The sequence below is a fragment of the Nitrospira lenta genome (assembly GCF_900403705.1).
Classification (GTDB): domain Bacteria; phylum Nitrospirota; class Nitrospiria; order Nitrospirales; family Nitrospiraceae; genus Nitrospira_D; species Nitrospira_D lenta.
In genome coordinates, this window is sequence record NZ_OUNR01000022.1 from 65,906 (window position 1) to 88,591 (window position 22,686).

Genomic DNA, 22,686 nt, shown 5'->3' on the forward strand with positions numbered 1-22,686 from the left:
TTGTTTCTGTATGGGAACAAGCGAGGAGTATAGCCCATTCATTTCCGCAGCCGCAATGCAACGCATCTTAACTATTGACAGACCAAGGGCTTTTACTAAATAGCGTTTGACATTGCCTACCCTCGTCAGTAGACTTTGGGCACCTGCCATTGAGTCTTTACGGAAAGGACCTCGACTCACTTCTCATGCCACAGACACCTTCTTCATCCAGCCTCGACCACCTTTCCGAGCAAGAATTGACGAGTAAATTGGAACAGGAACTCCTGCCCAAACACGTCGCCGTCATTATGGATGGAAACGGACGCTGGGCCGAGTTTCGCAGCCTGCCCCGCATTGCCGGTCATCGCGAAGGGATCAATTCCGTCCGCGAGATGATCACCCTGTCTCTCGAACTGGGCATTCAACACCTGACCATCTACGCATTCTCACAGGAGAATTGGAATCGGCCGACACAAGAGATTTCCGCATTGATGGGCCTTCTAGAACATTACCTGTCCACCGAGCGAGCCAGCCTCATTGAGCAAGGCGTTCGTTTCCGCGCCATCGGACGACTCGATGCGCTTCCGGAGAGCGCCCGGCGCTGGGTCCGGACAACCGAGCAGGAAACCGCGCATCTGAACAAGCTGCATCTGACCGTGGCACTCAGTTACGGGGGACGAACTGAGATCGTCGACGCCGTCCGCGACATTCTGAAGGACGCGCAGACAGGATCACTCCGGCCTGACCAGATTGACGAAACGCTGCTATCGCGCCATCTCTATACACACCCGCTCCCTGACCCCGACCTGTTGATTCGAACCAGCGGCGAGACCCGTATTAGTAACTTCCTCCTCTGGCAACTGGCCTATACCGAACTCTACTTCACCTCTACGCCCTGGCCCGACTTTCGGCGACGTGAGTTTCTGCTCGCGTTGATCGAATATCAACGCCGCGAACGCCGATTCGGCCGGGTCTTGAGCACTGTGTCCTCCTAAGCGCACGTGGACAACCTCAGCCCAGTAGATGTGCATGGTAACCGGGCAACAGCACCCGTTGCGCCGATTCCCACGCCGACTCGCCGCTTCGATGTCCGGCGCGTCTATACCGCCCTCATCGGCATTCCAATCGTCTATGCCATCATTCGCTATCTGCCGCCCTGGGGTCTAACTCTGTTGGTGGTCATAGGCGGAGCCATCGCCCTGCTAGAGCTCACACGCATGGGCTTCGGCGATCGTCGCAATCCAGCCCTCACCGGGCTCGCGCTCGGACTCACGACGCTTTTGATCGTCCGCCCCCACTGGGCGCTTCCAATAGACACGATACTGCTACCGGGTCTCGCCGGCGTGTTGCTGGCGATGCTCGGATCCTCGAATAGCCTCACGTCCCGCTTCCATGACGCGGCCATTGCGCTATTCGGGCCGCTCTATATCGGACTCACACTCAGCACGCTGGTTTCGACACGCGCCCTCCCATCCGGCGAATGGCTGATCGTCTTTATTGCGGTGGTCACTTGGGCCAGCGACATCGGCGCCTACTACGCAGGGACCCTCTGGGGACGCCATCCCCTGGCCCCGTCGATCAGCCCCAAGAAATCCATTGAGGGACTGGCGGGAGGATTGGCCCTGGCCATGGCAGTCGCCCTCCTGACGCAGGTCTGGCTGGTTCCGCAATTGACCATGCTTCACGCGTTGGCGCTGGGCTTTCTGATGACCGGCACAGGCCTTGTGGGAGACTTGTGCGAATCAGCGATAAAGCGCGGGGTCGGGGTGAAGGACTCTGGGGGAATTCTTCCCGGTCACGGAGGCATGCTCGACCGTTTAGATAGTCTCTTGTTCACCGCCCCCACCTTCTACTACTATGTGACATTAGTCTGCGGCTTTTCGCCGCTCCCTTAGCAGGAGACGCTATGAAAACCATCATCATCTTGGGCTCCACAGGTTCGATCGGCACGAACACCCTCGATATCGTTCAGCGATTCCCCGGTGAGTTTCGCGTTGCCGGACTCACCGCCGGTAACAATATCGACAAACTGGAAGAACAGATCCGCGCGTTCACCCCGCGAGTGGTCGCCGTATCACAGGAAGCTGCCGCGGTGACCTTGCGACAGCGTTGCACAGGCCTGCCTGTTGAGATTGTGTCCGGTGAAGCCGGCATCGCTCAAGTGGCGTCTCTGCCGGAAGCCGAACTGGTGATCTCCGCCATTGTCGGAGCCGCCGGACTCGTGCCCACCCTCACGGCGATCCGTTCAGGAAAACATATTGCCCTGGCCAATAAAGAACCGATGGTCATGGCAGGCAAACTCATGCAGGAAGAAGCCCATAAACATGGCGTCCGAATCTTCCCGGTCGACAGCGAACACAGCGCGATCTTTCAATCACTGGAAGGCCATCGCCTGGAAGATGTCCGGCGATTGATCCTCACGGCGTCCGGCGGAGCGCTCTGGACCGTGGCGAAGGAGGAGTTGCAACACGTCACGCCCGAGCGCGCGCTCAAGCACCCCAACTGGAAAATGGGCTCCAAGATTACTATCGACTCAGCCACGCTGATGAACAAAGGCCTCGAGGTCGTCGAAGCCCGCTGGTTGTTTGATATTCCTGAATCCCGCATCGAGGTGATGGTGCATCGGGAAAGCATTATTCACTCGCTCGTCGAATATGAAGACCGCTCCATGATCGCCCAATTGGGATTGCCGGACATGCGGACGCCGATCTCCTATGCCATGCGGTACCCCGAACGGCTGCCGCTCGACCTGCCGTCGCTGGATTTGACGGCCATCGGCACACTCAGTTTCTGCAAGCCGGACCATGACCGATTCCCGTGCCTCAATTTGGGATATGAATCCCTCCGGACCGGAGGCACGATGCCGGCCACGATGAACGCCGCCAACGAAATTGCCGTCGATGCCTTTTTGAACGGCGGCATCCGTTTTATCGAAATCGCCGAAGTCATCCGCCAAACGATGGACGCCCATACGCCCAAAGCCGTGTCCTCTCTGGAGGACGCGCTGGAGGCCGATCGGTGGGCCAGAGAAAAAGCGGAGTCCCTAGTCCATGCGCTCCCCCGTTAGAAACATCGTTTTGAAAATTGGGCAATGAGTGTTAAGTTGATGCTGGCGTTACACTTTCACCTCTAGATATTGAGCACACCCATGATGTTCGCATTCACCTGGTCCCCCGATACCCTCTGGGTCTTGATGCAAAAAGCCTGGTGGTTCTTGATCGTACTCGGCGTCCTCGTCGCATTCCACGAGCTGGGACATTTTTTGGCGGCCCGCTGGGTGGGCGTGAAAGTCCTGAAATTCTCCCTCGGGTTCGGCCCGAAGATTTTCGGTCGCCAGGTCGGCGAAACCGAATATTTGCTCTCCGCCATTCCATTAGGTGGATACGTCAAACTGTTCGGCGAAGACGAAACGGAAGCTTCCACGCCGGAAGACCGCCGGCGATCGTTCGCCCATCAGGGGTTATGGGGGAAAGTGTTGATCGTGGCAGCCGGACCGGGGTTTAACTTCATTCTGGCCTATCTCATTTTCGCCGGATGGCTCTCCACGGGATCGCCCTTGTTCGTCCCGACCTTCCGCGACCTCAGCCCGGACATTGAGGCACTCGTACCAGGCTCTCCGGCATCCTCGGCTGGCATGGAAATCGGCGACCACATTACCAAGGTAAACGGGAAAGAGATTTCCACGAGGACGGAATTACTGGATGCAGTGGCTCATAGCAAAGGGGAAGCCATTTCCCTGGAGATTAAACGCGGGACACAAGTAAAGCCGCTCTCTGTTATCCCGGTTCCCCTACAAGGCCAGCAGGCCTCGCCCGATGAGCCGCTGTATACGATCGGCGTCGAAGAGACCCCTCCCCTGGTCACCTCCGTGATGCACGGCCTCCCGGCTTCCACGGCGGGATTCCAGGCCGGAGATCGAGTCATTGGCATTGAAGGCCAAACGATCTACACCTGGCTTCAGATGACGGCGATTGTGCGGGATAGCCCAAGCAAATCGCTGCACGTCGATGTGCTGCGCAACGGCCAGCGCATCCCATTAGTCGTCACCCCAAGCTCAGAGAAAGCGACCGTCAACGGCCAGGCCGTCGAGATCGGAAAGATCGGGATCTCAGGACCCGGCCGGTCGCTCATGCATTCGGACAATCCGCTCCAGGCCATCTACCAAGGGCTTGACGCCACCTGGGGATGGACCGAGCTCACTGCCATCGGACTCTATAAAATGGTCGTCGGGGACATTTCGAGTAAAAATATCGGCGGCCCGTTGACGATCGCGAATATTTCAGGAGAGGCTGCTTCGCAAGGCGCCTCCAGTGTCATTTTCCTGATTGCCATTCTGAGCATCAATCTCGGCGTGCTGAATTTGCTTCCGATTCCGATTCTGGACGGAGGACACTTGCTCTTTTTCCTCATTGAAGGCATTCTGCGGAAACCGCTCGGCGACCGGCAGCGGGAGATTGCCCAGCAAGCCGGGCTGGTCTTATTGGTTGGCGTGATGATCTTCGCCTTTTGGAATGACCTCGAACGTATCTTCCTTCGTTAACACCCTATGAAAACATCGCAACTTCTGATCCCTACGTTACGGGAAGCCCCCGGTGAGGCTGAAACAGTCAGCCATCGTCTTATGCTGCGCGCCGGCTTGATTCGAAAAGTCGCGTCCGGCATCTACACCTATCTCCCCCTTGGCCTGCGGGTCATCCGGAAGGTGGAACAGATCATTCGCGACGAAATGAACCGCGCTGGGGCGCAGGAACTCCTGATGCCCATGGCCTCGCCTGCGGAGCTCTGGAAGGAAACCGGCCGGTGGGACTTCTACGGGAAAGAACTGTTGCGCTTCAAAGACCGGCATGAACGGGATTTCTGCCTGGGCCCCACGCATGAAGAAATCATCACAGACCTATTCCGGCGAGAAGTGAAATCCTATCGGCAGCTCCCGCTGAACTTCTATCAGATTCAAACGAAGTTTCGCGACGAGATCCGCCCGCGCTTTGGCCTGATGCGAGGCCGCGAGTTCCTGATGAAAGACGCGTACAGCTTCGACCGCGATGAGGCCGGCGCACGCGAAAACTATCAAAAGATGTACGACGCCTACCACCGGATCTTTACCCGATGCGGCCTCACGTTTAGAGCCGTCGAAGCGGACACCGGACTCATCGGAGGGAACTCCTCGCATGAGTTCATGGTCCTTGCGGAAACCGGCGAAGAGACCGTGGTCTATACCGACAGCGGCACGTTCGCCGCCAATGTCGAACGCGCCGACGTTTTGCCTCCTGAAAGCATCGAGAGCGATGCCGCGTTGCCCCTCCGCACCGTTTCAACACCGAATTGCCGCAGCATCGAAGAGGTGACTGCCTTTCTAAAAATTCCGGCTCACCGGCTTGTGAAAACGCTCGTATACTCGACCGGCAAAGAGACCGTGGCAGTGCTCGTTCGCGGCGACCATACTGTCAACGAGATCAAGCTCAAGAAAGCATTGGGAGTTCCTGAAATCGAACTGGCAGGACCGGCAACGGTTGAGAAAGCCACCAGGGCGCCGGTCGGATTTGCCGGACCGGTCGGTCTCAAGGGAATCAGAATATTGGCGGATCAGGCTATCCCCGCACTCAAGAATGTGGTGGTCGGTGGGAATCAGCTCGACATCCACTTCGTCGATGCCAATTGGGGCCGTGACTTTTCCGCCGACCAGACCCTCGATCTTCGGAATGCCCAGGCCGGCGATCCCTCACCGAAAAAAGACGGCATCCTGAAAGCCACCAAAGGAATCGAAGTCGGTCACGTCTTTATGCTCGGCACAAAATATAGCCAGGCGATGAACGCGACATTCCTGGATGCGCAAGGGAAAGAGTGCCTTGCCGTCATGGGTTGCTATGGCATCGGGGTCGGACGGTCCGCGGCAGCCTCTGTTGAGCAAAACCACGACGAACGCGGAATTATTTGGCCTTACCCGATTGCCCCGTTTCACATCCACCTCATTCCCGTCAGCCAATCGGACAAAACCAATGAAATGACCGTCCGTCTCTATGCCGAACTACAGGCAGCGGGATTTGACGTGCTCTGGGATGACCGCGATGATCGGGCCGGAGTCAAATTCAACGACGCCGACCTCATCGGTGCTCCATTCCAAGTCGTCGTCGGAGACAAAGGGCTCGCCGACGGCGTCGTTGAAGTCAAAGTCCGACGCACTGGTATCAAAACGCGAGTGACTCCGGCTGAACTCATTCAGCATCTCCGTAGCGCTATCCCTCACGTCGACGCGGCCTCGCCTTCTCACTGATGCGAACGTCTTCGACGGCGCCCTGATTCGCGCCTTACAAACTTGCCTTTTCCTTGCCTTCCCATTCGATTGGTCTACACTCACTCTTTAGAGAGACGCCGCGTCACAACCGGCACTCGCCGCACGCAAGTGCCGGCACATCTCGCCTACATCGGAATTCGAGCTGAGCGAAGAAGGAATCAGGAATGCAGTCCAAGCCGATGCCCAACAATCTCCAGGAACTGCAACATAAAGGTGAGTTCGCAGAACACGTCAAGAAGATCACCGCTCAAATCAACGCGGCCAGCGATCTCGACCAAATCCTCCTCGATCTGCACAAAGATATCCTCAGCCTGTTCGACGCCGAGGACCTGACCCTCTTTGCCTTCGACTCAGATAAGAAAGAAATTTTTTCCAAAGCCCTTCAAGTCGATGGCGTCCAAGAAGTCCGCATTCCCATCTCGGAGCAAAGCCTCGCGGGTTTCTGCGCAAAATATCTCCGCCCAGTCAATATCGCCGATGCCTACAACATGGCCGAGCTGCAAGGCATCCACCCGGCCCTGCTTCATGACACGTCCTATGACAAAAACACCGGCTTTAAAACCAAACAGGTCTTGACCTATCCGATCGTCGCCGACAACAAATATCTCATGGGCGTCCTCCAGCTGCTGAATAAGAAGAGCGGCAGCCGCTTTACCAGAAAAGACGAAGAGTCGGTCGCCGAAATCGCCAAGGCTCTTGGCATTGCCTTTTTCAACTTGCGGAAGTCCACAAAGAAAAACCCCACAAAGTTCGACCACCTCATTGGCAGCGGAAAAATTACGCAGAACGACATGGAAAACGTTCTCGCCGAAGCCCGCAAAGGCGCCAGCGATCTCGAAAGCCTCTTGATTGAAAAGTATAAGGTACCGAAACTAGATATCGGCAAGTCCTTCGCTCAATTCTACAAGTGTCCGTATATCGAGTTCAGCGATCGCACTCTGGTCGATATCGAACTACTCAAGAATCTGAACGTCGACTATCTGAGAAAAAATCATTGGATGCCGTTGAAACGCGATCGCACCGCCATCGAAATTTTGACGGATGATCCCGGCGACCTTGACCGAGTTCAGGACATCAAACGAACGTTCCCCGGATTAAACATCCGTTTCGCGGTCAGCCTGCGGAGAGACATCATCCAATTTCTGGCCTCTGCCACCGGACATACCGATGTAGGAGGAAGCAGCGGGGGCCGCAAACTCGACGAAAACGTCTCTGACATTCTAGGGGAACTGGTCACCGAATCCCAAGCCGAAGCGCTTGAAGAAGCCTCGGCAGGGGGTGGCCTCGATGAAAACGACAGCGCCATCGTTCGTCTTGCCAACCAGATTATCGCCGACGCCTTCCGGCAAAACGCCTCGGATATTCACATCGAGCCTTACGGGGAAAAACGCGAGACACTCGTCCGGTTCCGTGTCGACGGCGATTGCTTCGAGTACATGAAAATTCCCCAGAGCTATCGACGCGCCATCGTGTCCCGTTTGAAAATCATGGCCAGCCTGGATATCGCCGAACGCCGCAAGCCGCAGGACGGGAAAATCAAGTTCAAGCTCACGGAAACCAAAGAGATTGAACTCCGCGTCGCCACCATTCCGACATCCGGCTATAACGAAGATGTCGTCATGCGTATCTTGGCCGCCAGCGAACCCTTGCCGCTCGACAAAATGGGGTTCTCGGATCGCAATCTCAAAGGCATTAAAGATATTTCGGAAAAGCCCTACGGTATCATTCTCTGTGTCGGACCGACCGGATCAGGAAAAACCACCACACTCCATTCCGTGCTGGGCAACATCAATACTCCGGACATTAAGATCTGGACCGCGGAAGACCCCGTCGAAATCACCCAATATGGCCTGCGCCAGGTCCAAGTCCAGCCCAAGATCGGCTTCACCTTTGCCAACGCCATGCGCGCCTTCCTCCGCGCCGATCCAGATGTGATCATGGTCGGAGAAATGCGCGATAAAGAAACGGCCGATACCGGCATCGAAGCCTCGCTCACCGGGCACTTGGTCCTCAGTACCTTGCACACCAATAGCGCAGTGGAAACGGTGACCCGCCTCCTAGACATGGGCTGCGACCCCTTCAGCTTCGCCGATGCCATGCTCGGGGTGCTCGCCCAACGGTTGGCGCGTCGTATCTGCAAAGATTGCAAGGAGCAGTATGCGGGCACGCCCGAAGAATATGAAGAGCTTCGCCAGGGCTACGGCGCCGATCGCTGGGATAAACTGGGCATTAAACAAGACGCGTCATTCCGTCTTTCACGCGGGAAAGGCTGCGAAGTCTGTAATCGTACCGGCTATAAAGGACGCGTGGCCCTCCATGAGCTCCTGCTTGGATCAGACAACATTAAGCGGATGGTCCAACAAAAGGCCCGCACTGAAGACATGTTGCACCGTGCAATGGATGAAGGTATGACGACCCTCGTTCAGGACGGTATCCAAAAAGTATTGCTCGGTCAAACGTCGTACAAAGAAGTCAAAGCCGTCGCCATCAAGTAGCGTGACCGCCTCCTCATGCGGAGTCGCGTGGCTACACACGCGGCTCCGCAATCCCTTCCCCCACTTTCTGTCTCCGATAAAAACAGGTACACTAGCGCCATGAATCCCTATGCATCGCTATCGAGGCTTCTCGTTTTACCCATGCTTCTTTCAGCTTCGGGCTGTGAGACCGCCGATCACGTCCTGACAAGTGCCGAACGCGTCCTCGGAAGCCAAACGGGAAAAACCGTCGTCAGCATTGCCGGAGGCAAAGATCCCAAACAAGTCCTCAAGGAACACACCGACGCCTATCAGCGCGACCCTGAATCCGTCCTGCGCGATATACGAACTTTGCAGCGCGACTTCGAAACCATCATGGCCGCCTTGACCGGTCGGGTCCGCCAAACATGGGGAGAGAAAGAAGTACAGGTTCCGGAGCAGAAGAAATACGTCAAGTACACCCAGAACTATATGAGCCGAGCGGTCGTCGATTTTGATAGCGGGATGATCGTGATTGAAACACTGGACGACAAGGCTCCCAAAGACAGCTTGAAAAATGCCCTCGTCACCACACTCCTGACCCCTGATGATCCTCGATCCGTCGATCTTTTTTCCGACAAAGCTGTCACGCTTACCAGCGACAAGCCGCCCTACCTCCTAGGCCTGGTTGTGGACCAGGAGGGGCGAGCGATCAAGACTCCGGCCCAAGCGGAAGCCTTTGCGACGTTTACGGTCGACAACCACGCCAAGCCGCGAGCGGTCGATCAGAACGGCGTAGCCAAACAGGCCCTGCTCGCTGAAATTAAGATGGTCGCCAACTTTTCGAACAGGCAGGCGGAAAAATACCGCAGCGCCGTCACCCGGTATGCAGAACAGTTCAAAATCAGTCCCAGTTTGATCTTCGCGGTCATTCGCACGGAAAGTAATTTCAACCCTTTCGCCGTCAGCTCCGCGCCCGCCTTCGGGCTCATGCAGCTCGTCCCCAGCAGCGGGGGGCGCGATGCCTACAAGAAAGCCAAAGGCAAGGACACTATCCCCTCGCGAGAATATCTCTTCGACCCTGAGAACAATATCGAGCTTGGCAGTGCCTATCTCAACGTGCTGTCCTATAGTCTGCTGGAGCGCATTGAGAACCAGGTGGCCAGAGAATACTGCGTGATTTCAGCCTATAACACCGGTCCGCGCAACGTATTCAAAGCATTTGCTCCGGATCAAACCACGGCCATCAACCAAATCAACTCGCTGCAACCTCCTGCCGTCTATGACCGGCTGCGAGCGAACCTACCCTATCAAGAAACCCGCGACTATCTCGCCAAAGTGGTCGGCTTTCGCAAGCAATTTATCGTCACACCTGGAGACGGGGTCAAGTAAACAGCGCGTGGCTACGCCCGCGCAGCGCTCGAAGGAGCGCGATCCTCCATACGATGCTTATGGGTTACAATCGAATCCTAGCGAAGCGGCTGTGCGGATGTGTCGGTTGCCGAAAGCGGCGGCGAAGGGTGTATTCCACGGATGACGCACTTACCTAACCGCGTGACCGCGATCGGTGACAGTAAAGAGAACTCGACCCCGAATACAGAATCCTTTACCCAACGAACCGTGGCCCGATCGATAAACGTCGACACCCGCTGGTGCGGCAATCGCAGGCTGATCGCAATCTCATCACCGGGAGCCAAGGCTGTCTCGCTTAGCATTCTGGCACCTGCGACTGAGAGATCGCACACCACGCCCAGACCGCCCCGATTGACCGTCGCCCATCTCTTCAGTCCAACCAAAGCATAGGAACAAGGGAATGGAGCTGAAACACGCATGCGCGGTGTGCGCCGCCGCGAGGAGGGCTCGTTTGTAGAGACACGGGAATTCGACAAGGCAGACCTCGCTTATCTGATCCCTTTTGAAAACACCGTCATGTACCGTCGAAGTCGTCCATGGGAGGTACTCGACAACCGCTGAAAAGCCAGTCCGTAGATTTGATCTTTCGCCCAGCGAACCGTGGCCACAGCGATTTCTGCAGGTGCCGCTTGCCGCGGCAACCGAATCAGCAACGACACCTGATCGCCCGGCTTGATCGGAGCTTCTGTGCTGACCCGCATCCCCCGCAATGAGAGATCGTACACGACGCCCGGACCGTGAACCGACTTTCCAAACCAACGCTGCTCATCATGCCAGGCAAGCTCACAGGCAATGGGGGTGGGAATACGCACTCGAGGGTGCCGACGAAACTTGTTCAGCATCGAAGCGCGTGATGTGCTCGCCGACATAATCGAAACCTCTCACCCGACTGTATCTCACTCGCTTCTCCCTACAAATACTTTTTTGAAAGTCACCATCCAACAAGTCCCTGCGATACCATTTCCTGTGAATGCCATAGAACAGCGGACCCGAATGGACGCGAACCCGGCACATTGTTCCCCTTGAGGGAACAATGTGCTTAGCCTGTCGCGCACCCATCGATAATTACACGAATCGGCGGGCATCTCCGACACGCCACAGTGGCACGAAAGTTGGACATGATGTCGCCCATGGTCATCCAACATGCCATTCAACTGCTGACTCAGGACGTTGCCCCCTGGGGTGCGCTCTCCGCTCCCCTCATCAGCTGGTACGGCTCTGCGGGCCTGACGATATTTTTTCTCTGGCAGATCACTCGGCTGTATCAACTATCGACACAAACCGCGCAACCGTTTGCACGTGTGACGCGCTGCTTGCATACACTGGCCCAAGAGCGCCTGCAACTCGATCAGGACGGCTTGACGTTCCCCCCTCCGGGAGTCGTGAAAGGTAGGGCGCAAGACTCCCCTCCACCCTTAGACCGACGAGACGGGAAGGACTTTCAACTCATCAACGCGACATTTCAGCGAGAACCCTGGCTATCCCCTTCCTGGAAGCAATATCGGAAGACGCTCGTGACGGAACAGGTTGCCTGGTATATCGAACCTCGCATATTTAGCTCCCGTTCCGCCCAGGAGCTCTTTTCACTTGAAACGATCTTTCGAGGAAAGCTGAACCTGGCATGGTATCAACAAGTGCCGTCTCTCCTGACAGGGATCGGCCTCCTGCTCACGTTTATCGCGCTATTGGTGGGACTCAGTAAACTCCACGCCGATGGTCACGGCATTGCCGGCATTCAGGGACTCATCAACGGTCTCGCCGGAAAATTTCTGACCTCGATCGTCGGGCTCGTCTGCGCAACGGCCTTTACCCTGATAGAAAAACCGCTCATGTTTCGCCTATTCTCAGCCCATCAGCAATGCATCCACTTGATCGATGACCTATTTCCAAGAAAAACGCTTGAACAGATTCTTGAAGGCATGACGGGAACACTTCGCCGACCTTCTTCACTGGAACAGGGAGTAAAATATCCCCCCCCCATTCCCTATGCACAGCCGGCGGCTGATGCCCTCGTCCAGCCCTTGAAGGCCATGACAAAATCGGTGGATGCACTGACACAAGAAATTCGCTCACATCTCCAGGCCGAGAACACACCACCGGCTACCTATCCGACCGACGCCATCGCCCAATCATTCGCTCCACTCATCCAGCAACTCACACTCGCATTGGCGAATATCCCTCACCGAGTGGAGCCGCCACCAGCTCAGCGCTTCCCGTCACCCCAAGAAGTCGGTCACCTGGTGGATGACTTGACCGCCAGAATCGCTCAGGCACCCCATGCCAGAACAGGGACGCCTCTTCGCCAACCCCAAGGATGGCTGCAGCGACTCCGCACTTCAACACACCTACTTGCGCCGCGTTCAATCAGCGCGCCTAGTAGAACTCATCAATCCCGCGGCCCACGATAAGATGGCCCCTGCCGTCCTAACCCACTGAGAAGACATTCCACATGTATCAGAATAACCCCGGCTCCCATTCAACGATTTCCCACACCACGACCAACGGGCTCATGGACTTGATGACTTCTCTCGCCATTATTTTCGTCCTACTCCTTGCGGCATCACTCGCACCACAAGCAGCTCAGGAGAGTCCAACCGACGCACCAACGCCGCCGCCCCAGGCGACCGCCTCCGATCCTGCGACGCCGCTCGCAAGCAACATTCAAACGTTACTCTACGAACACTTCGCACAATTCGGACTCTCCGTGGACAACGACCCGCAGGATCCACTGCTCATGCGAATCGTCATCCCCGAAGACCTGCTCAACTTCGATTCCGGGAAGAGCACCTTGACTCCCCAGGCCGATCGATTCCTCACCGACATGATGCCCCGCTATGCGGTCCTTGTCTGCGGACCGCTTGAGTCACATATCGACTCAGTCGTGATCGAGGGCCATACTGATGATCGCGGCGACGACGCGATGAACTTGCGGTTGAGCCAGGAACGTTCCTTCCGCGTGATGACCAAAGGCCTCGAAGTCATCGACCGTGCGGAGCCAACCGCTTCACCGTGCTTCCAGCGGCTGACATCGGCGAGCGGCCGAGGCCGGCAAGATCTCATTGCGCATCCTGCGACCGGAGTAGATCGGGAGAAGAGCCGACGCGTGATTTTCAAACTTCGCCTCCGGTCCGCGCCCACGCCACACACGCTCCCACACACATCCTAATCGACCGAGATGCCGCTTTGACTGGGTCTCCCCATCGTGGTACGGTACATGTCGATCTCCGAGAGGCAGTTACATCGCTCTCCCTCACGCCGTACCCTATCAAGATGTCGGTTTGCGTGAGTGAGATAGGTGGCCCGCATAGAGTCGGCTGCGCGTCTATCCACAGCCGATGCCAGCCTATCTCACTGACAAGACGACCAAGGAGGACACTATCGCACGCGCAGGAAAAACAACGATGGCGAAACGAGACCGTGAGAAATCCCTTCAAACGAAGCGGAAAGAAAAGGAAGAGAAACGTGCGCAGCGGAAAGGTGAAAAAGACGATCGCACGTCAATTCAGGCAGGAGAAGATCCGGATTTGGAAGGATTACAGTGGGGGCCGCAGCCGCCCTTGTATTAACACGGGAGCATGCGCGGGCCGTTTAGACGGCCCGCGCCTCTCCTTAGGCAGGACGGACAAACCGATCGTCGCCAAGTGCTCCCCGTAACCGCAAAGTCACCAGTCGACGGAACTCCACTTTCTGTTTAAGAATCAGCGCCAAGCCCTCCGCATCCACTAACACCAGCAGGTCATCCTCAACAACCAGCGTTCTCGCTTGATCCCCGAGATTGACGCGATACTGCGTGCGGCCGTCAGGATTCCGGCCGGCTCCCGTAACGAGTTCAGTAAGCCCATCAATGACACCCTCCTGATTGTCCGTCCGCAACCGCACCTTGGTTCCATCAGGAATTCTGACCCACGGTGCGCTGGGCTTGACCGGGAGGCTTTGCGTCTCAGGCATGACGTTCCCTTCCAATAGTAGATTGATCAACGAGCGATCCATTCACACACTCTCTGCGCTAGTTTCCTGGGGTACCTTGAGTCGGCTGGGCCGGTCTGTGCGTTCCATGGCTCATCGGCCGGCGTTCGCGAAACCCTGACGGACGCCCTTGAGCCGGCCGCCCCTGTCGCTGAGCTGGCCGCCCCTGCCCGCGCGGATCCAGCGATGGCCTTGCACTCCCCGCTGCAACCGGTACGGCATGCCCCAACAACTGTTCGATCGCCCGCAACTGCAGCCCATCCTCCGACGTGACAAAGCTTGTGGCTCGCCCGGTCGTTTTCATGCGCGCGGTGCGTCCGATGCGGTGTACATAATCTTCCGGGCAATTCGGCAAATCAAAGTTGATGACATGGCCGATATTCGCCACATCAATCCCTCGCGCCGCAATATCTGTCGCAACTAAAATGCGGAACGTGCCACGCTTAAATCCATCGAGGGCCGCACGGCGCTGGGAGAGACTCCGGTCACCGTGGAGCACGGCCACTTTATGCCCCTCTTGCCCCAACACCCGACCCAGCTTGTCCGCACGATGTTTGGTGCGAGTGAAGACCAGCACTGTTTCCTGCTCTTGCCCGAGGAGTGACACCAACAAGGACGCTTTACTATCGTGAGTCGTGTGATGCAACGCCTGGGTCACGCCATCGGCCGTGGTGGCTGACGGACTGACCATGACGCGCACCGCATTATGGACACTGACCTGCACCAACCTGGTGAGGTCGGCAGGCAATGTGGCCGAGAACAACAACGTCTGCCGTTCAACCGGCAACGCATCAAGGATCTGGTTGATTTGCGGGGCAAACCCCATGTCCAACATGCGGTCAGCCTCGTCCAACACCAACATCTTGATCGGGGCCAGATTGATCGTACCGTTCCACATATGGTCGAGCAATCGACCGGGAGTCGCGACCAGAATGTCCGGCTGTTGCCGAAGCCCGCGAACCTGCGCCTGCATATCAGCGCCGCCCATGATCACGGTGGCGGAAATGCGCCGCCCACGCCCGAGCTTGTCGATCGTGGCAAGAATCTGCAGCGCCAATTCTCTGGTAGGTGCCAACACCAATGCCTGCGGCTGCCCTTTGGGCAGCGCTGCCAGCCGTTCAATCATCGGAATGGCGAATGCCGCGGTTTTACCCGTGCCTGTCTGCGCACACCCAATCACATCTCGCCCGGCAAGCGCAGGCGGAATCGCTTGCATCTGAATCGGGGTTGGCGCCGTATACCCAGCCTTAACAAGATCCTGTAACATCGCCTCAGACAAGCCGAGACCTTGAAAACTCTCGTGAACAAACGTATCCACTACACTATCCTTTCAGTTTGATCGCATTATGACGGGATCAGAGAACCGAGGGGAGAGAGCACCTGAATGATGCAGCTCCAAACTGGACCTGGTCGCGATGCGATCGCGAAGTCCGTTATGGTGTGAACAAAGATTCGCCGGACTACTGCGAGATCAATGTAGCCACACCATACAACATGCCTCCTCAGGCGTCAACTTCTTGCCCCTAACCGGCATCACCCCTGCCGCATCGCTGAGCGACACAAGCGGTTCGCCATCGTGCCTCATCTATGCTATCGTAGGCCATGATGAATGCTGACTCTATCGGGAAACAACCGGTGACGACGGATATACCTGCACTACGCCTGGCCCGCCGCTACCATGTCGGCTGGACCGTCGTCCTCTTTCTCTCCATCGTGGTGGGAGCTCTCCTCGCGATCCCAACCTATGCCTATTTCTACGATTACTCCTGGCTGGACTGGACGCTGTTCGGCATCCTCTACCTCATCAGCGGCCTTGGAATCACCGTCGGCTACCATCGCCTCATGTCGCACCGCAGTTTCGATTGCCCCAACTGGGTGAAAGGCGCACTGCTCATCGCAGGCGCATGGGCGTTACAAAACAGTGCCATCAAGTGGACCGCAGACCACCTTCGCCACCACGCCCAATGCGATCAGGAAGGCGATCCCTACAACGCAAAGCTGGGGTTCTGGCATAGCCATTGTGGATGGCTTTTCGCAGAACGGAAATATGATGACGTGCAGTATGCCTCCCGTGTCGCGCAGGACCCAGTAGCCATCTGGCAACATAAATACTATGCACTCATCGTACTGGGCGGCCTGGCACTCCCATTTGCGATCGGCTTCATAGCAGACGGATGGGTCGGCGGCATCGGCTGTTTTCTGCTCGCCGGCGTAGGCAGAACCTTTGCTGTCTTGAACTCCACCTTTTGCATCAATTCCATTTGTCACATCTGGGGGAGTCAACCCCACGGAACAAAGGATTCCAGCCGCGACAGCTGGTTCGTCTCGTTGATTACGTTCGGAGAGGGATACCACAACTACCATCACATGTATCCAAGTGACTATCGCAACGGGCCTAGATGGTATGACTTCGACCCCTCAAAATGGCTTATTTATGGGCTATCCATGCTCGGACTCGCCAGCGGGCTCCGAACGGCATCGGCGGCTGGAAACAGCCCATCACGGCAGTCCTAGTATCATCACCCGTATATACAGCGGGCACAATCTTTCCCCACCACACCGTTTGACTCAGGCCAGACCACGTGTTAAGGTGACAATCCGAACGAGCTCCATTTTCCCGTTGCGCGCTTCACTCCCCTCACTCACTCCCGTCTCTGCGCGATCGTTCCTGTAATCTGACCGCTCTTACGCCCCTCTCTCCAGAGGGACAGTCTCGCTGTCTCCGACGAGGAAGCGCCGACACTAATCGCAGAACCGGCGCCGTGACGCTGTATGACCCTGAGAACAGTCCCGTAGCCCAGCACAAGGAGCACGCCATGAAAATCTCGACCGTGTGGAAAGGTCGCAAGACCGGCAAGAAGAAAAACCGCGCCGTATTGAAACCGAAAATTCGGTGGCAACTCCTGGGGCTCACCGACCCGAAGCTGACCGAACAGTCCTCTTCCATCGAAACCATACGCCGAGAAGTGTCCTCATTGGCCAGTTCAGGATTCGGGCCGGCCACACGATCGCGAGTGACGGCGCAAGAAAGTAAATCGCAGGGAAGAAATAACCGTCCGGCAGAGAGCCATCCGAGACGTCGCGGCGCAACCGAATAACGGCTTATCGACGGATCGAAAGGCCCAGAAGAACCATCATGATCCCGATGCAACATCTCATGCACTGGCTGACGCAGAATCCCCTTGGAGCGGCTACGCTGTTGTATATGGCAAGCGTGGCAGGAGTGCTCATCTACGCCTATTTTGAACCGCGAGATCAATATTAGCCTCCTGAGGATACGGCCTCAGTGCTTCAAAAGAATTGCGCAGGGGACATTGTGGGAAAGCGTGTCGTATGCGTGGGGAGACTGACTGCCTCGGTGTCGGATAACGGACTACGCGACTTGTGCAACCAATATGGTACGGTCGCCCGCGAAAGCGTAATCCTAGACGGTCGATGCCTCCGGCTCTACGTCACTCCCATGCCTCCCACACCGCCTGATGTCGAGCCGCACCACCAATAGGAGGACCTATGGGCCGAACGAATCTTGACCTCCTCATGACGTTTCCTGACGGATCGCACCTGGTCATCAGCACCCAATGCTCGCGGGACGGAGAATTTTCCTGCGCACTGTACACCGCTAAGATCGGGCAGGATGATCAGGCGGACTTTCAAGTCATCTCCAATCACCTGTCAGCGCCGACCTGTCAGAGCGCACAAGCCCACGCCTACGACTACGCCATTCGACATTTTCCTCGCGCAGACGCGCTGAAAAAACCTCCCTATCTTATTTGGGCAGGCCCCCCCTCAGCGGTGGTTCAATAGCTTTTGAGTGCAGTGAATTGGAATGTAGCTGACATTAACCTAGGAGATTCGGCATGACACCAGCAGAACAGATTACGAAGATGACCATCGCGATGAAACAAGCGATCAAGGTGATGGGAGATCGTTTCGGATCGACTGAAACAGACGTGGCCAAGGCAATCGAAGACCTCAAGGCCTCAATGCTGCCCAACAGCACTAAGGCAACACCTCTCTCCTAATGCCAGCGCCGCTTCCCATAGTGGGGAGCGGCGGGAACCAAATGAAAGTTCGCTATCCCGGCAGCAACGTGACAAACTCCCTACAGTAGAAGCTTCCGATCTGTTTCGTCAGCGCCCCCACTCATTCCGTCCCACGGAATCGGTTCGGCAGTCATTATCGTGCTTCCGTCCGGAACTCTGAGTATCACCCATTCATCGGCGGACTCGTGGTCGCCACAGTCCGCGTCCGCAAAGGAGACCCCTGTATGACACAGAAACCCACCCCGCAGGCTCGCCCCCTCGCATCAGATTGGGTCCGCATCCCTGATGGCACCAGGGTCAAACACCGCCTCGAAGGACACGAAGGAGTGATTGACGGGTTAACTGAGATGGTTTCCGGCGGAATGCGGAACCCGGACGGGAGAACCCAGTACCGGATAAATATCGGAACCTCGACTCGACAACTCGTCACTCAAGACGATCTGAATATTCTCCTCGATCATGAAAACCTGGTCATCATGGTCCGCCAGAAAGAACCGTATCGACGTTCTGTCACGGAGCGCTTGCACAGCATCCTGAGCGCAGACCGATTCGTCAAATCCGCGTAGTCCCAGATTCGAACACATTGCACATGGGCGTCGGGCCCCACCCAGAGGAGAGCATGATGGCTGAGACCTGCTACTCGCAAGGCAAGAAGATCCTTCTCTTGCCCGAACAACAGCCCAATGGAACCTGGCGATGCCGCTTCGTGATTCCCGGACTTCTCGAGTCCACCATGGGCACCTCAGACGACGCCCCAATGGGGAAATATAAATCCGAATGGGATGCCAAGACCGCAGCCTTTTCCTTAGCCAAGAAAGCCATTGATACCTCCCGTGCGGCGCGTGAAACCAATCCACCGTGGAGGAAAGCCTAAGCACAGGCACCATGATCCCGCCGTTGCATTCACCGGCCGAGCGTTCAATCCTCTCTCGCAGGATCAGTGGCTATTTCAATAGCGGTGTGTTAGTGTCTCACTGTTCCATGCGGCGGGCCTCGTGTGGAATATACTGATCGAACGGCCCATCACCGATGTTGTTCTCACCGAGATTCTGATTGGAAGCCTGACCTAAGCCGCCTCATTGAATAGCGTCTTCGGCCCTCTCCTTCCCCTCGGGAAGTCGTTCTCGCGTCCCAGACAATGTCACTTTCCGGAAGGAGGAACCCCCATGGGTTCAAAACTTTATGTCGGCGGGTTGCCCTATGCGGCAACTGAATCACAGCTCACCACCTTGTTCGCCGCGCACGGCACAGTCGAATCTGCGCGCGTGATTGCGGACAAGTTTACGGGACAATCACGAGGCTTCGGCTTCGTCGAAATGTCCACCCCAGAAGAAGCCAAAGCAGCCATCACGGCATTGAACGGCTCACAGATGGATGGACGCCCGTTGACGGTCAATGAAGCCAAGCCACAAGAACCGCGCACGGGCGGCGGTGGCGGCGGCGGCGGTCGTTTCGGCGGCGGCGAGAAGCGCGGCCGGTTCTAGATCAGTCCATGCAAGGAGGAGCGCGTCATTGCACTCCTCCTTGCATCCACACCTGGACACCCCGCATGCCCATTCCCCCGTCACCAATCACTCAACCGGCCATCCCTAACTATCTGACGACGACGCTCTTCGCTCTTGTCACGGCTGTCGCAATCATCGGCGTGCCGGCCTTTGGCTATTTCTACGGATACAGCTGGGTCGATTGGACATTGTTCGGCGTGCTCTATGTGGTTACCGGGCTGGGAATCACGGTGGGTTACCATCGACTGCTCTCACACCGCAGCTTTGAATGCCGGAATTGGGTGAAAGCCGTGCTCTTAGTAGCCGGCGGATGGGCCCTGGAAAACTCTGCCCTGAAGTGGGCGGCCGACCATATCCGTCACCATGCCGCCTGTGACCAGGATGCTGACCCCTACAATGCAACCAGGGGATTCTGGTATAGCCACTGCGGATGGTTGTTCTACAAAGACACGAATGCCAACGACAAATACGCGTCCCGCTTACGCCAAGACTCGGTTGTCATGTGGCAACATCGTCACTACTGGATGATCGTGCTCTCAGGCCTGGGACTCACGTTTGCAGTGGGTTTTCTCTACAATGGCTGGATGGGCGGGCTGGGATGCTTTCTCCTCGCGGGCGTCGGCCGCGCCTTTGCCGTGCTCAACTCAACCTTTTGCATCAATTCAGTCTGTCACCTCTGGGGACGCCAGCCGCACAGTCAGGAAGATTCCAGTCGCGATAGTTGGCTGGTGTCGTTACTGACGTTCGGCGAGGGTTATCACAACTACCACCACACGCATCAAAACGATTACCGCAACGGCCCCCGATGGTACAACTTCGATCCGTCAAAGTGGCTGATCTTCACATTGTCAAAATTAGGCCTTGCCTCCTCGCTCAGGACCGCAGCCCCTTCCGCGCGTTAGCCGTCACAACAGACGGCGGCCATTCATCGCCTCCATCACGTCCCAGAAACCGGCTTCCAACCGGTAAGCACACACCGCTGCGCGATCAATGGCAGCACGCCGTCAAGATCTTCCGATACCTGCGTCATGACGCGTTCGGCTACTCGTTGATCATCAAAACATTCAAATACGTCGTCGAGAAATCCGCCTCGCAACAACGGATGATGCAAGAGCGCTTGCCCAGGGCCGGTTGCGACCTCCAAGGGATACTCCGCCGCCTCAATGCGATGGAGGCCGGCTCTATTGAGCCATTCCCTCCCCTCCTCCGCAGAAGGCCGCTCCGCGATATAGGCGTCGAGACGCCGACGCTCCGCGAGTAGCCCCCACGTCGCCATCTCTTGATCGACCCGGCGCCATAGGGAATCGAAGGTGCCGAGAGATGGAAAGGTCAGAACCATCTGGCCGCCTGGATTTAGGTGATCCGCTAATCCTTGGATGACGTCGAAGCGGTTCGGACGAAAAAACATGACGGACAGATTGCCGGTGATGCGATCATAGCCGGGAAGATCCGCCGGCAACGCACGCATGTCGATACATTCAAATCGCAGCCAGGGAAGATGCGAACCCTGAATTGCACGGGCACGAGCCACCTGTCCGGCACTCACATCGAGGCTCAGCACCTGTCCGCCAGGACCAACCTGCTCAGCCACGTAGAATGCAGGAATGCCGTGCCCACCCGCCACATCGAGCACCGTGGCACCGGGCCTCAAATCAAGATGGCGTAACAGCGACTCGGCAAATGGAGTGGACCAGTAATCGTGCTGAGGAAGACGCCAGCGGGATGTCACAATATATTCTCGAGACAATCTGATGCAGATGCAGGCTACCGGCCGAACAACACCCTGTCAATGCAGCCGTTTCCGCTCCTGACGGCACCACCGATGCGTTTATAACGCCTACTTTTTGTTGGACTGAGGACCTGGCGGGGACTTCCGCTTTGCAGCGTTCGTTGTAATTTGCTCGATAGATCCGTCGGCCTCGTCACGGTCTGCTTCCGACTCCGTGGTTTCTCCCTCAGCAAGAAGATCCTCGAGTTGCCCTTCCGTGCAGGTCAACTCTTGCGGGCTCGAGACAAGAGGCGCATGCGGTGCCGGCACCGATTTCAGAGCGTCGTCTTTCATCATTCCTCGATCTCACATTTCATTCAGGTTCATGCCGCACGCATATCCCTCGGCTGCCCCGCCGTGCCGCTTAGCACCAGGTACGATGCACTTCGCTGACTCGTTCGGTACCGTCCACCATGTTAATTTCCCATTTCACATCGTCCGGGATAGACACCACTTTGAGGTCAGCGCAATGACCGTTCGCTTCAGAGGCCAGCTCTTCAACGACCCGCACGAGATGCTGATCATCCCGCGGAATCATCATCCCACACTGATTTAAACTGGGTTCCCGCACCGCCGCTGCATTCGGCCAATACACTCCTGGATCGAACTCTTTCAGCGCCTCCGCCTGCCCCAATTCACGCAACCGCACAAAGGCTTTATGACTCACGCAGAAACTTTCATAGCTCGTATTGATCACGATTTTTTTCATGGCACTCACCCCCGCGTGAAAGGACTCAGACGACTGAACCAGCGCCTCACAAAAGAGGCTCCCAGACCTACGAGCTGGCGCTCTTCGGCTCAGGATCCTTATAGCCGATATAGTTACCGGTCCATGTCGAATAGCGGCGATTCGCCCACGTGCTGACTTCTTCTTTCTGCACTTCCCCATACCGCTTCTGGAGTACGCTGCCGAACTTGGCCACATCGCCCGCGATCTCGACGAGGTCTTCCTCTGTGATCTTGCCCCACGTGGTCTTGAGCGGCTTCTTCAGCTGTAACCAAAATTGTCCGAACTGCTCCTGATTCATCGGGTCCCCCTTGGTATGTGAATAGTCAACCACGGCGTCTGCGGAAAACAGACGACGAGCGTAATGCGCGACCGCATAAGGTCATTCGAGACGGAACTACCGGCGTAAAAGCGGCGGAGACCGGAGAATCAGACGCGCAGAAACGTAATCAGGAAGGAGGCGCGAGAGATGGGACAGTCGACGGGGCTCGCTACGTCACCTGCACCCTACAGGGCCACAGAGGCAGAGTCAATGGCCAG

Annotated in this window: 26 protein-coding genes; 19 read left to right on the plus strand and 7 right to left on the minus strand. The window is 56.7% G+C overall.

Features of this window, described 5'->3' with window-relative positions; genetic code table 11:
- Positions 1–185 precede the first annotated feature (185 nt).
- The 7 genes from NITLEN_RS17460 to NITLEN_RS17490 all read left to right on the plus strand — a co-directional run bounded on the left by NITLEN_RS17460 (position 186) and on the right by NITLEN_RS17490 (position 10,116).
- Positions 186–974, plus strand: a complete 789-nt coding sequence (locus tag NITLEN_RS17460; protein ID WP_121990931.1) for an undecaprenyl pyrophosphate synthase — start codon at positions 186–188, stop codon at positions 972–974.
- A gap of 6 nt (positions 975–980) precedes the next feature.
- Complete coding sequence (locus NITLEN_RS17465; RefSeq protein ID WP_121990932.1) at positions 981–1,874, plus strand: phosphatidate cytidylyltransferase; 894 nt, start codon at positions 981–983, stop codon at positions 1,872–1,874.
- Between the two features lie 11 nt (positions 1,875–1,885).
- Positions 1,886–3,046, plus strand: a complete 1,161-nt coding sequence (locus tag NITLEN_RS17470; protein ID WP_121990933.1) for a 1-deoxy-D-xylulose-5-phosphate reductoisomerase — start codon at positions 1,886–1,888, stop codon at positions 3,044–3,046.
- Between the two features lie 81 nt (positions 3,047–3,127).
- Positions 3,128–4,519 (plus strand): RIP metalloprotease RseP, encoded by a 1,392-nt coding sequence (rseP, locus tag NITLEN_RS17475; RefSeq protein ID WP_121990934.1) that lies wholly within the window; start codon positions 3,128–3,130, stop codon positions 4,517–4,519.
- 6 nt (positions 4,520–4,525) lie between these two features.
- On the plus strand, positions 4,526–6,250 hold the full coding sequence (locus tag NITLEN_RS17480; protein WP_121990935.1) for a proline--tRNA ligase: 1,725 nt from the start codon (positions 4,526–4,528) through the stop codon (positions 6,248–6,250).
- A 185-nt stretch (positions 6,251–6,435) separates the two neighbouring features.
- A complete protein-coding gene (locus tag NITLEN_RS17485) occupies positions 6,436–8,766 on the plus strand; it encodes a GspE/PulE family protein (RefSeq protein ID WP_121990936.1) in 2,331 nt (776 codons plus the stop codon).
- A 141-nt stretch (positions 8,767–8,907) separates the two neighbouring features.
- Positions 8,908–10,116, plus strand: a complete 1,209-nt coding sequence (locus NITLEN_RS17490; protein ID WP_181416972.1) for a murein transglycosylase domain-containing protein — start codon at positions 8,908–8,910, stop codon at positions 10,114–10,116.
- Positions 10,117–10,193: 77 nt separating this feature from the next.
- Here NITLEN_RS17490 and NITLEN_RS17495 read toward each other — a convergent pair whose 3' ends face one another.
- Both NITLEN_RS17495 and NITLEN_RS17500 read right to left on the minus strand, forming a co-directional pair.
- Positions 10,194–10,613, minus strand: coding sequence for a PilZ domain-containing protein (locus tag NITLEN_RS17495; protein WP_281267849.1), 420 nt, complete (start codon positions 10,611–10,613; stop codon positions 10,194–10,196).
- A gap of 12 nt (positions 10,614–10,625) precedes the next feature.
- Positions 10,626–11,006, minus strand: coding sequence for a PilZ domain-containing protein (locus NITLEN_RS17500; RefSeq protein ID WP_121990939.1), 381 nt, complete (start codon positions 11,004–11,006; stop codon positions 10,626–10,628).
- Between the two features lie 249 nt (positions 11,007–11,255).
- Here NITLEN_RS17500 and NITLEN_RS17505 point away from each other — a divergent pair, with 249 nt between their 5' ends.
- From NITLEN_RS17505 to NITLEN_RS18270, 3 genes are all read left to right on the plus strand, one after another.
- A complete protein-coding gene (locus tag NITLEN_RS17505; RefSeq protein WP_146216241.1) occupies positions 11,256–12,545 on the plus strand; it encodes a hypothetical protein in 1,290 nt (429 codons plus the stop codon).
- A 41-nt stretch (positions 12,546–12,586) separates the two neighbouring features.
- The gene (locus NITLEN_RS17510) at positions 12,587–13,303 is read left to right on the plus strand and encodes an OmpA family protein (protein ID WP_121990941.1); all 717 of its coding nucleotides are present in this window, start codon (positions 12,587–12,589) and stop codon (positions 13,301–13,303) included.
- Positions 13,304–13,538: 235 nt separating this feature from the next.
- Positions 13,539–13,703 carry a hypothetical protein gene (locus NITLEN_RS18270; RefSeq protein WP_181416973.1) on the plus strand — a complete coding sequence of 55 codons (165 nt, stop codon included), beginning with the start codon at positions 13,539–13,541 and terminating at the stop codon, positions 13,701–13,703.
- Positions 13,704–13,746: 43 nt separating this feature from the next.
- Here the strand turns inward: NITLEN_RS18270 and NITLEN_RS17520 are convergent, their stop codons facing one another.
- Both NITLEN_RS17520 and NITLEN_RS17525 read right to left on the minus strand, forming a co-directional pair.
- The gene (locus NITLEN_RS17520) at positions 13,747–14,127 is read right to left on the minus strand and encodes a hypothetical protein (RefSeq protein WP_245924564.1); all 381 of its coding nucleotides are present in this window, start codon (positions 14,125–14,127) and stop codon (positions 13,747–13,749) included.
- A 16-nt stretch (positions 14,128–14,143) separates the two neighbouring features.
- Positions 14,144–15,421 carry a DEAD/DEAH box helicase gene (locus NITLEN_RS17525; protein ID WP_245924565.1) on the minus strand — a complete coding sequence of 426 codons (1,278 nt, stop codon included), beginning with the start codon at positions 15,419–15,421 and terminating at the stop codon, positions 14,144–14,146.
- A 284-nt stretch (positions 15,422–15,705) separates the two neighbouring features.
- Here NITLEN_RS17525 and NITLEN_RS17530 point away from each other — a divergent pair, with 284 nt between their 5' ends.
- The 9 genes from NITLEN_RS17530 to NITLEN_RS17560 all read left to right on the plus strand — a co-directional run bounded on the left by NITLEN_RS17530 (position 15,706) and on the right by NITLEN_RS17560 (position 20,553).
- Positions 15,706–16,617 (plus strand): acyl-CoA desaturase, encoded by a 912-nt coding sequence (locus NITLEN_RS17530; protein ID WP_245924567.1) that lies wholly within the window; start codon positions 15,706–15,708, stop codon positions 16,615–16,617.
- A gap of 302 nt (positions 16,618–16,919) precedes the next feature.
- Entirely contained in the window at positions 16,920–17,201 is a 282-nt protein-coding gene (locus NITLEN_RS17535; RefSeq protein WP_121990943.1) for a hypothetical protein, read from the plus strand.
- Positions 17,202–17,239: 38 nt separating this feature from the next.
- Positions 17,240–17,368, plus strand: coding sequence for a hypothetical protein (locus NITLEN_RS18610; protein WP_281267850.1), 129 nt, complete (start codon positions 17,240–17,242; stop codon positions 17,366–17,368).
- Between the two features lie 245 nt (positions 17,369–17,613).
- Positions 17,614–17,907, plus strand: a complete 294-nt coding sequence (locus NITLEN_RS17540; RefSeq protein WP_121990944.1) for a hypothetical protein — start codon at positions 17,614–17,616, stop codon at positions 17,905–17,907.
- A 53-nt stretch (positions 17,908–17,960) separates the two neighbouring features.
- Positions 17,961–18,125: a hypothetical protein gene (locus NITLEN_RS18275; protein ID WP_181416974.1), complete on the plus strand. Its 165-nt coding sequence runs from the start codon at positions 17,961–17,963 to the stop codon at positions 18,123–18,125.
- A 245-nt stretch (positions 18,126–18,370) separates the two neighbouring features.
- On the plus strand, positions 18,371–18,712 hold the full coding sequence (locus tag NITLEN_RS17545) for a hypothetical protein (RefSeq protein ID WP_121990945.1): 342 nt from the start codon (positions 18,371–18,373) through the stop codon (positions 18,710–18,712).
- A gap of 53 nt (positions 18,713–18,765) precedes the next feature.
- Positions 18,766–19,020 (plus strand): hypothetical protein, encoded by a 255-nt coding sequence (locus NITLEN_RS17550; protein ID WP_146216242.1) that lies wholly within the window; start codon positions 18,766–18,768, stop codon positions 19,018–19,020.
- A gap of 292 nt (positions 19,021–19,312) precedes the next feature.
- The gene (locus tag NITLEN_RS17555) at positions 19,313–19,630 is read left to right on the plus strand and encodes an RNA recognition motif domain-containing protein (RefSeq protein ID WP_121990947.1); all 318 of its coding nucleotides are present in this window, start codon (positions 19,313–19,315) and stop codon (positions 19,628–19,630) included.
- Positions 19,631–19,695: 65 nt separating this feature from the next.
- Positions 19,696–20,553, plus strand: coding sequence for an acyl-CoA desaturase (locus NITLEN_RS17560; protein ID WP_121990948.1), 858 nt, complete (start codon positions 19,696–19,698; stop codon positions 20,551–20,553).
- A gap of 35 nt (positions 20,554–20,588) precedes the next feature.
- On the opposite strand, the gene NITLEN_RS17565 is transcribed toward NITLEN_RS17560, so the two are convergent.
- From NITLEN_RS17565 to NITLEN_RS17580, 3 genes are all read right to left on the minus strand, one after another.
- Positions 20,589–21,380 carry an SAM-dependent methyltransferase gene (locus NITLEN_RS17565; RefSeq protein WP_121990949.1) on the minus strand — a complete coding sequence of 264 codons (792 nt, stop codon included), beginning with the start codon at positions 21,378–21,380 and terminating at the stop codon, positions 20,589–20,591.
- A gap of 403 nt (positions 21,381–21,783) precedes the next feature.
- Positions 21,784–22,128, minus strand: a complete 345-nt coding sequence (locus NITLEN_RS17575; RefSeq protein WP_121990951.1) for a hypothetical protein — start codon at positions 22,126–22,128, stop codon at positions 21,784–21,786.
- Positions 22,129–22,195: 67 nt separating this feature from the next.
- Entirely contained in the window at positions 22,196–22,447 is a 252-nt protein-coding gene (locus tag NITLEN_RS17580) for a CsbD family protein (protein WP_121990952.1), read from the minus strand.
- Between the last annotated feature and the right edge of the window lie 239 nt (positions 22,448–22,686).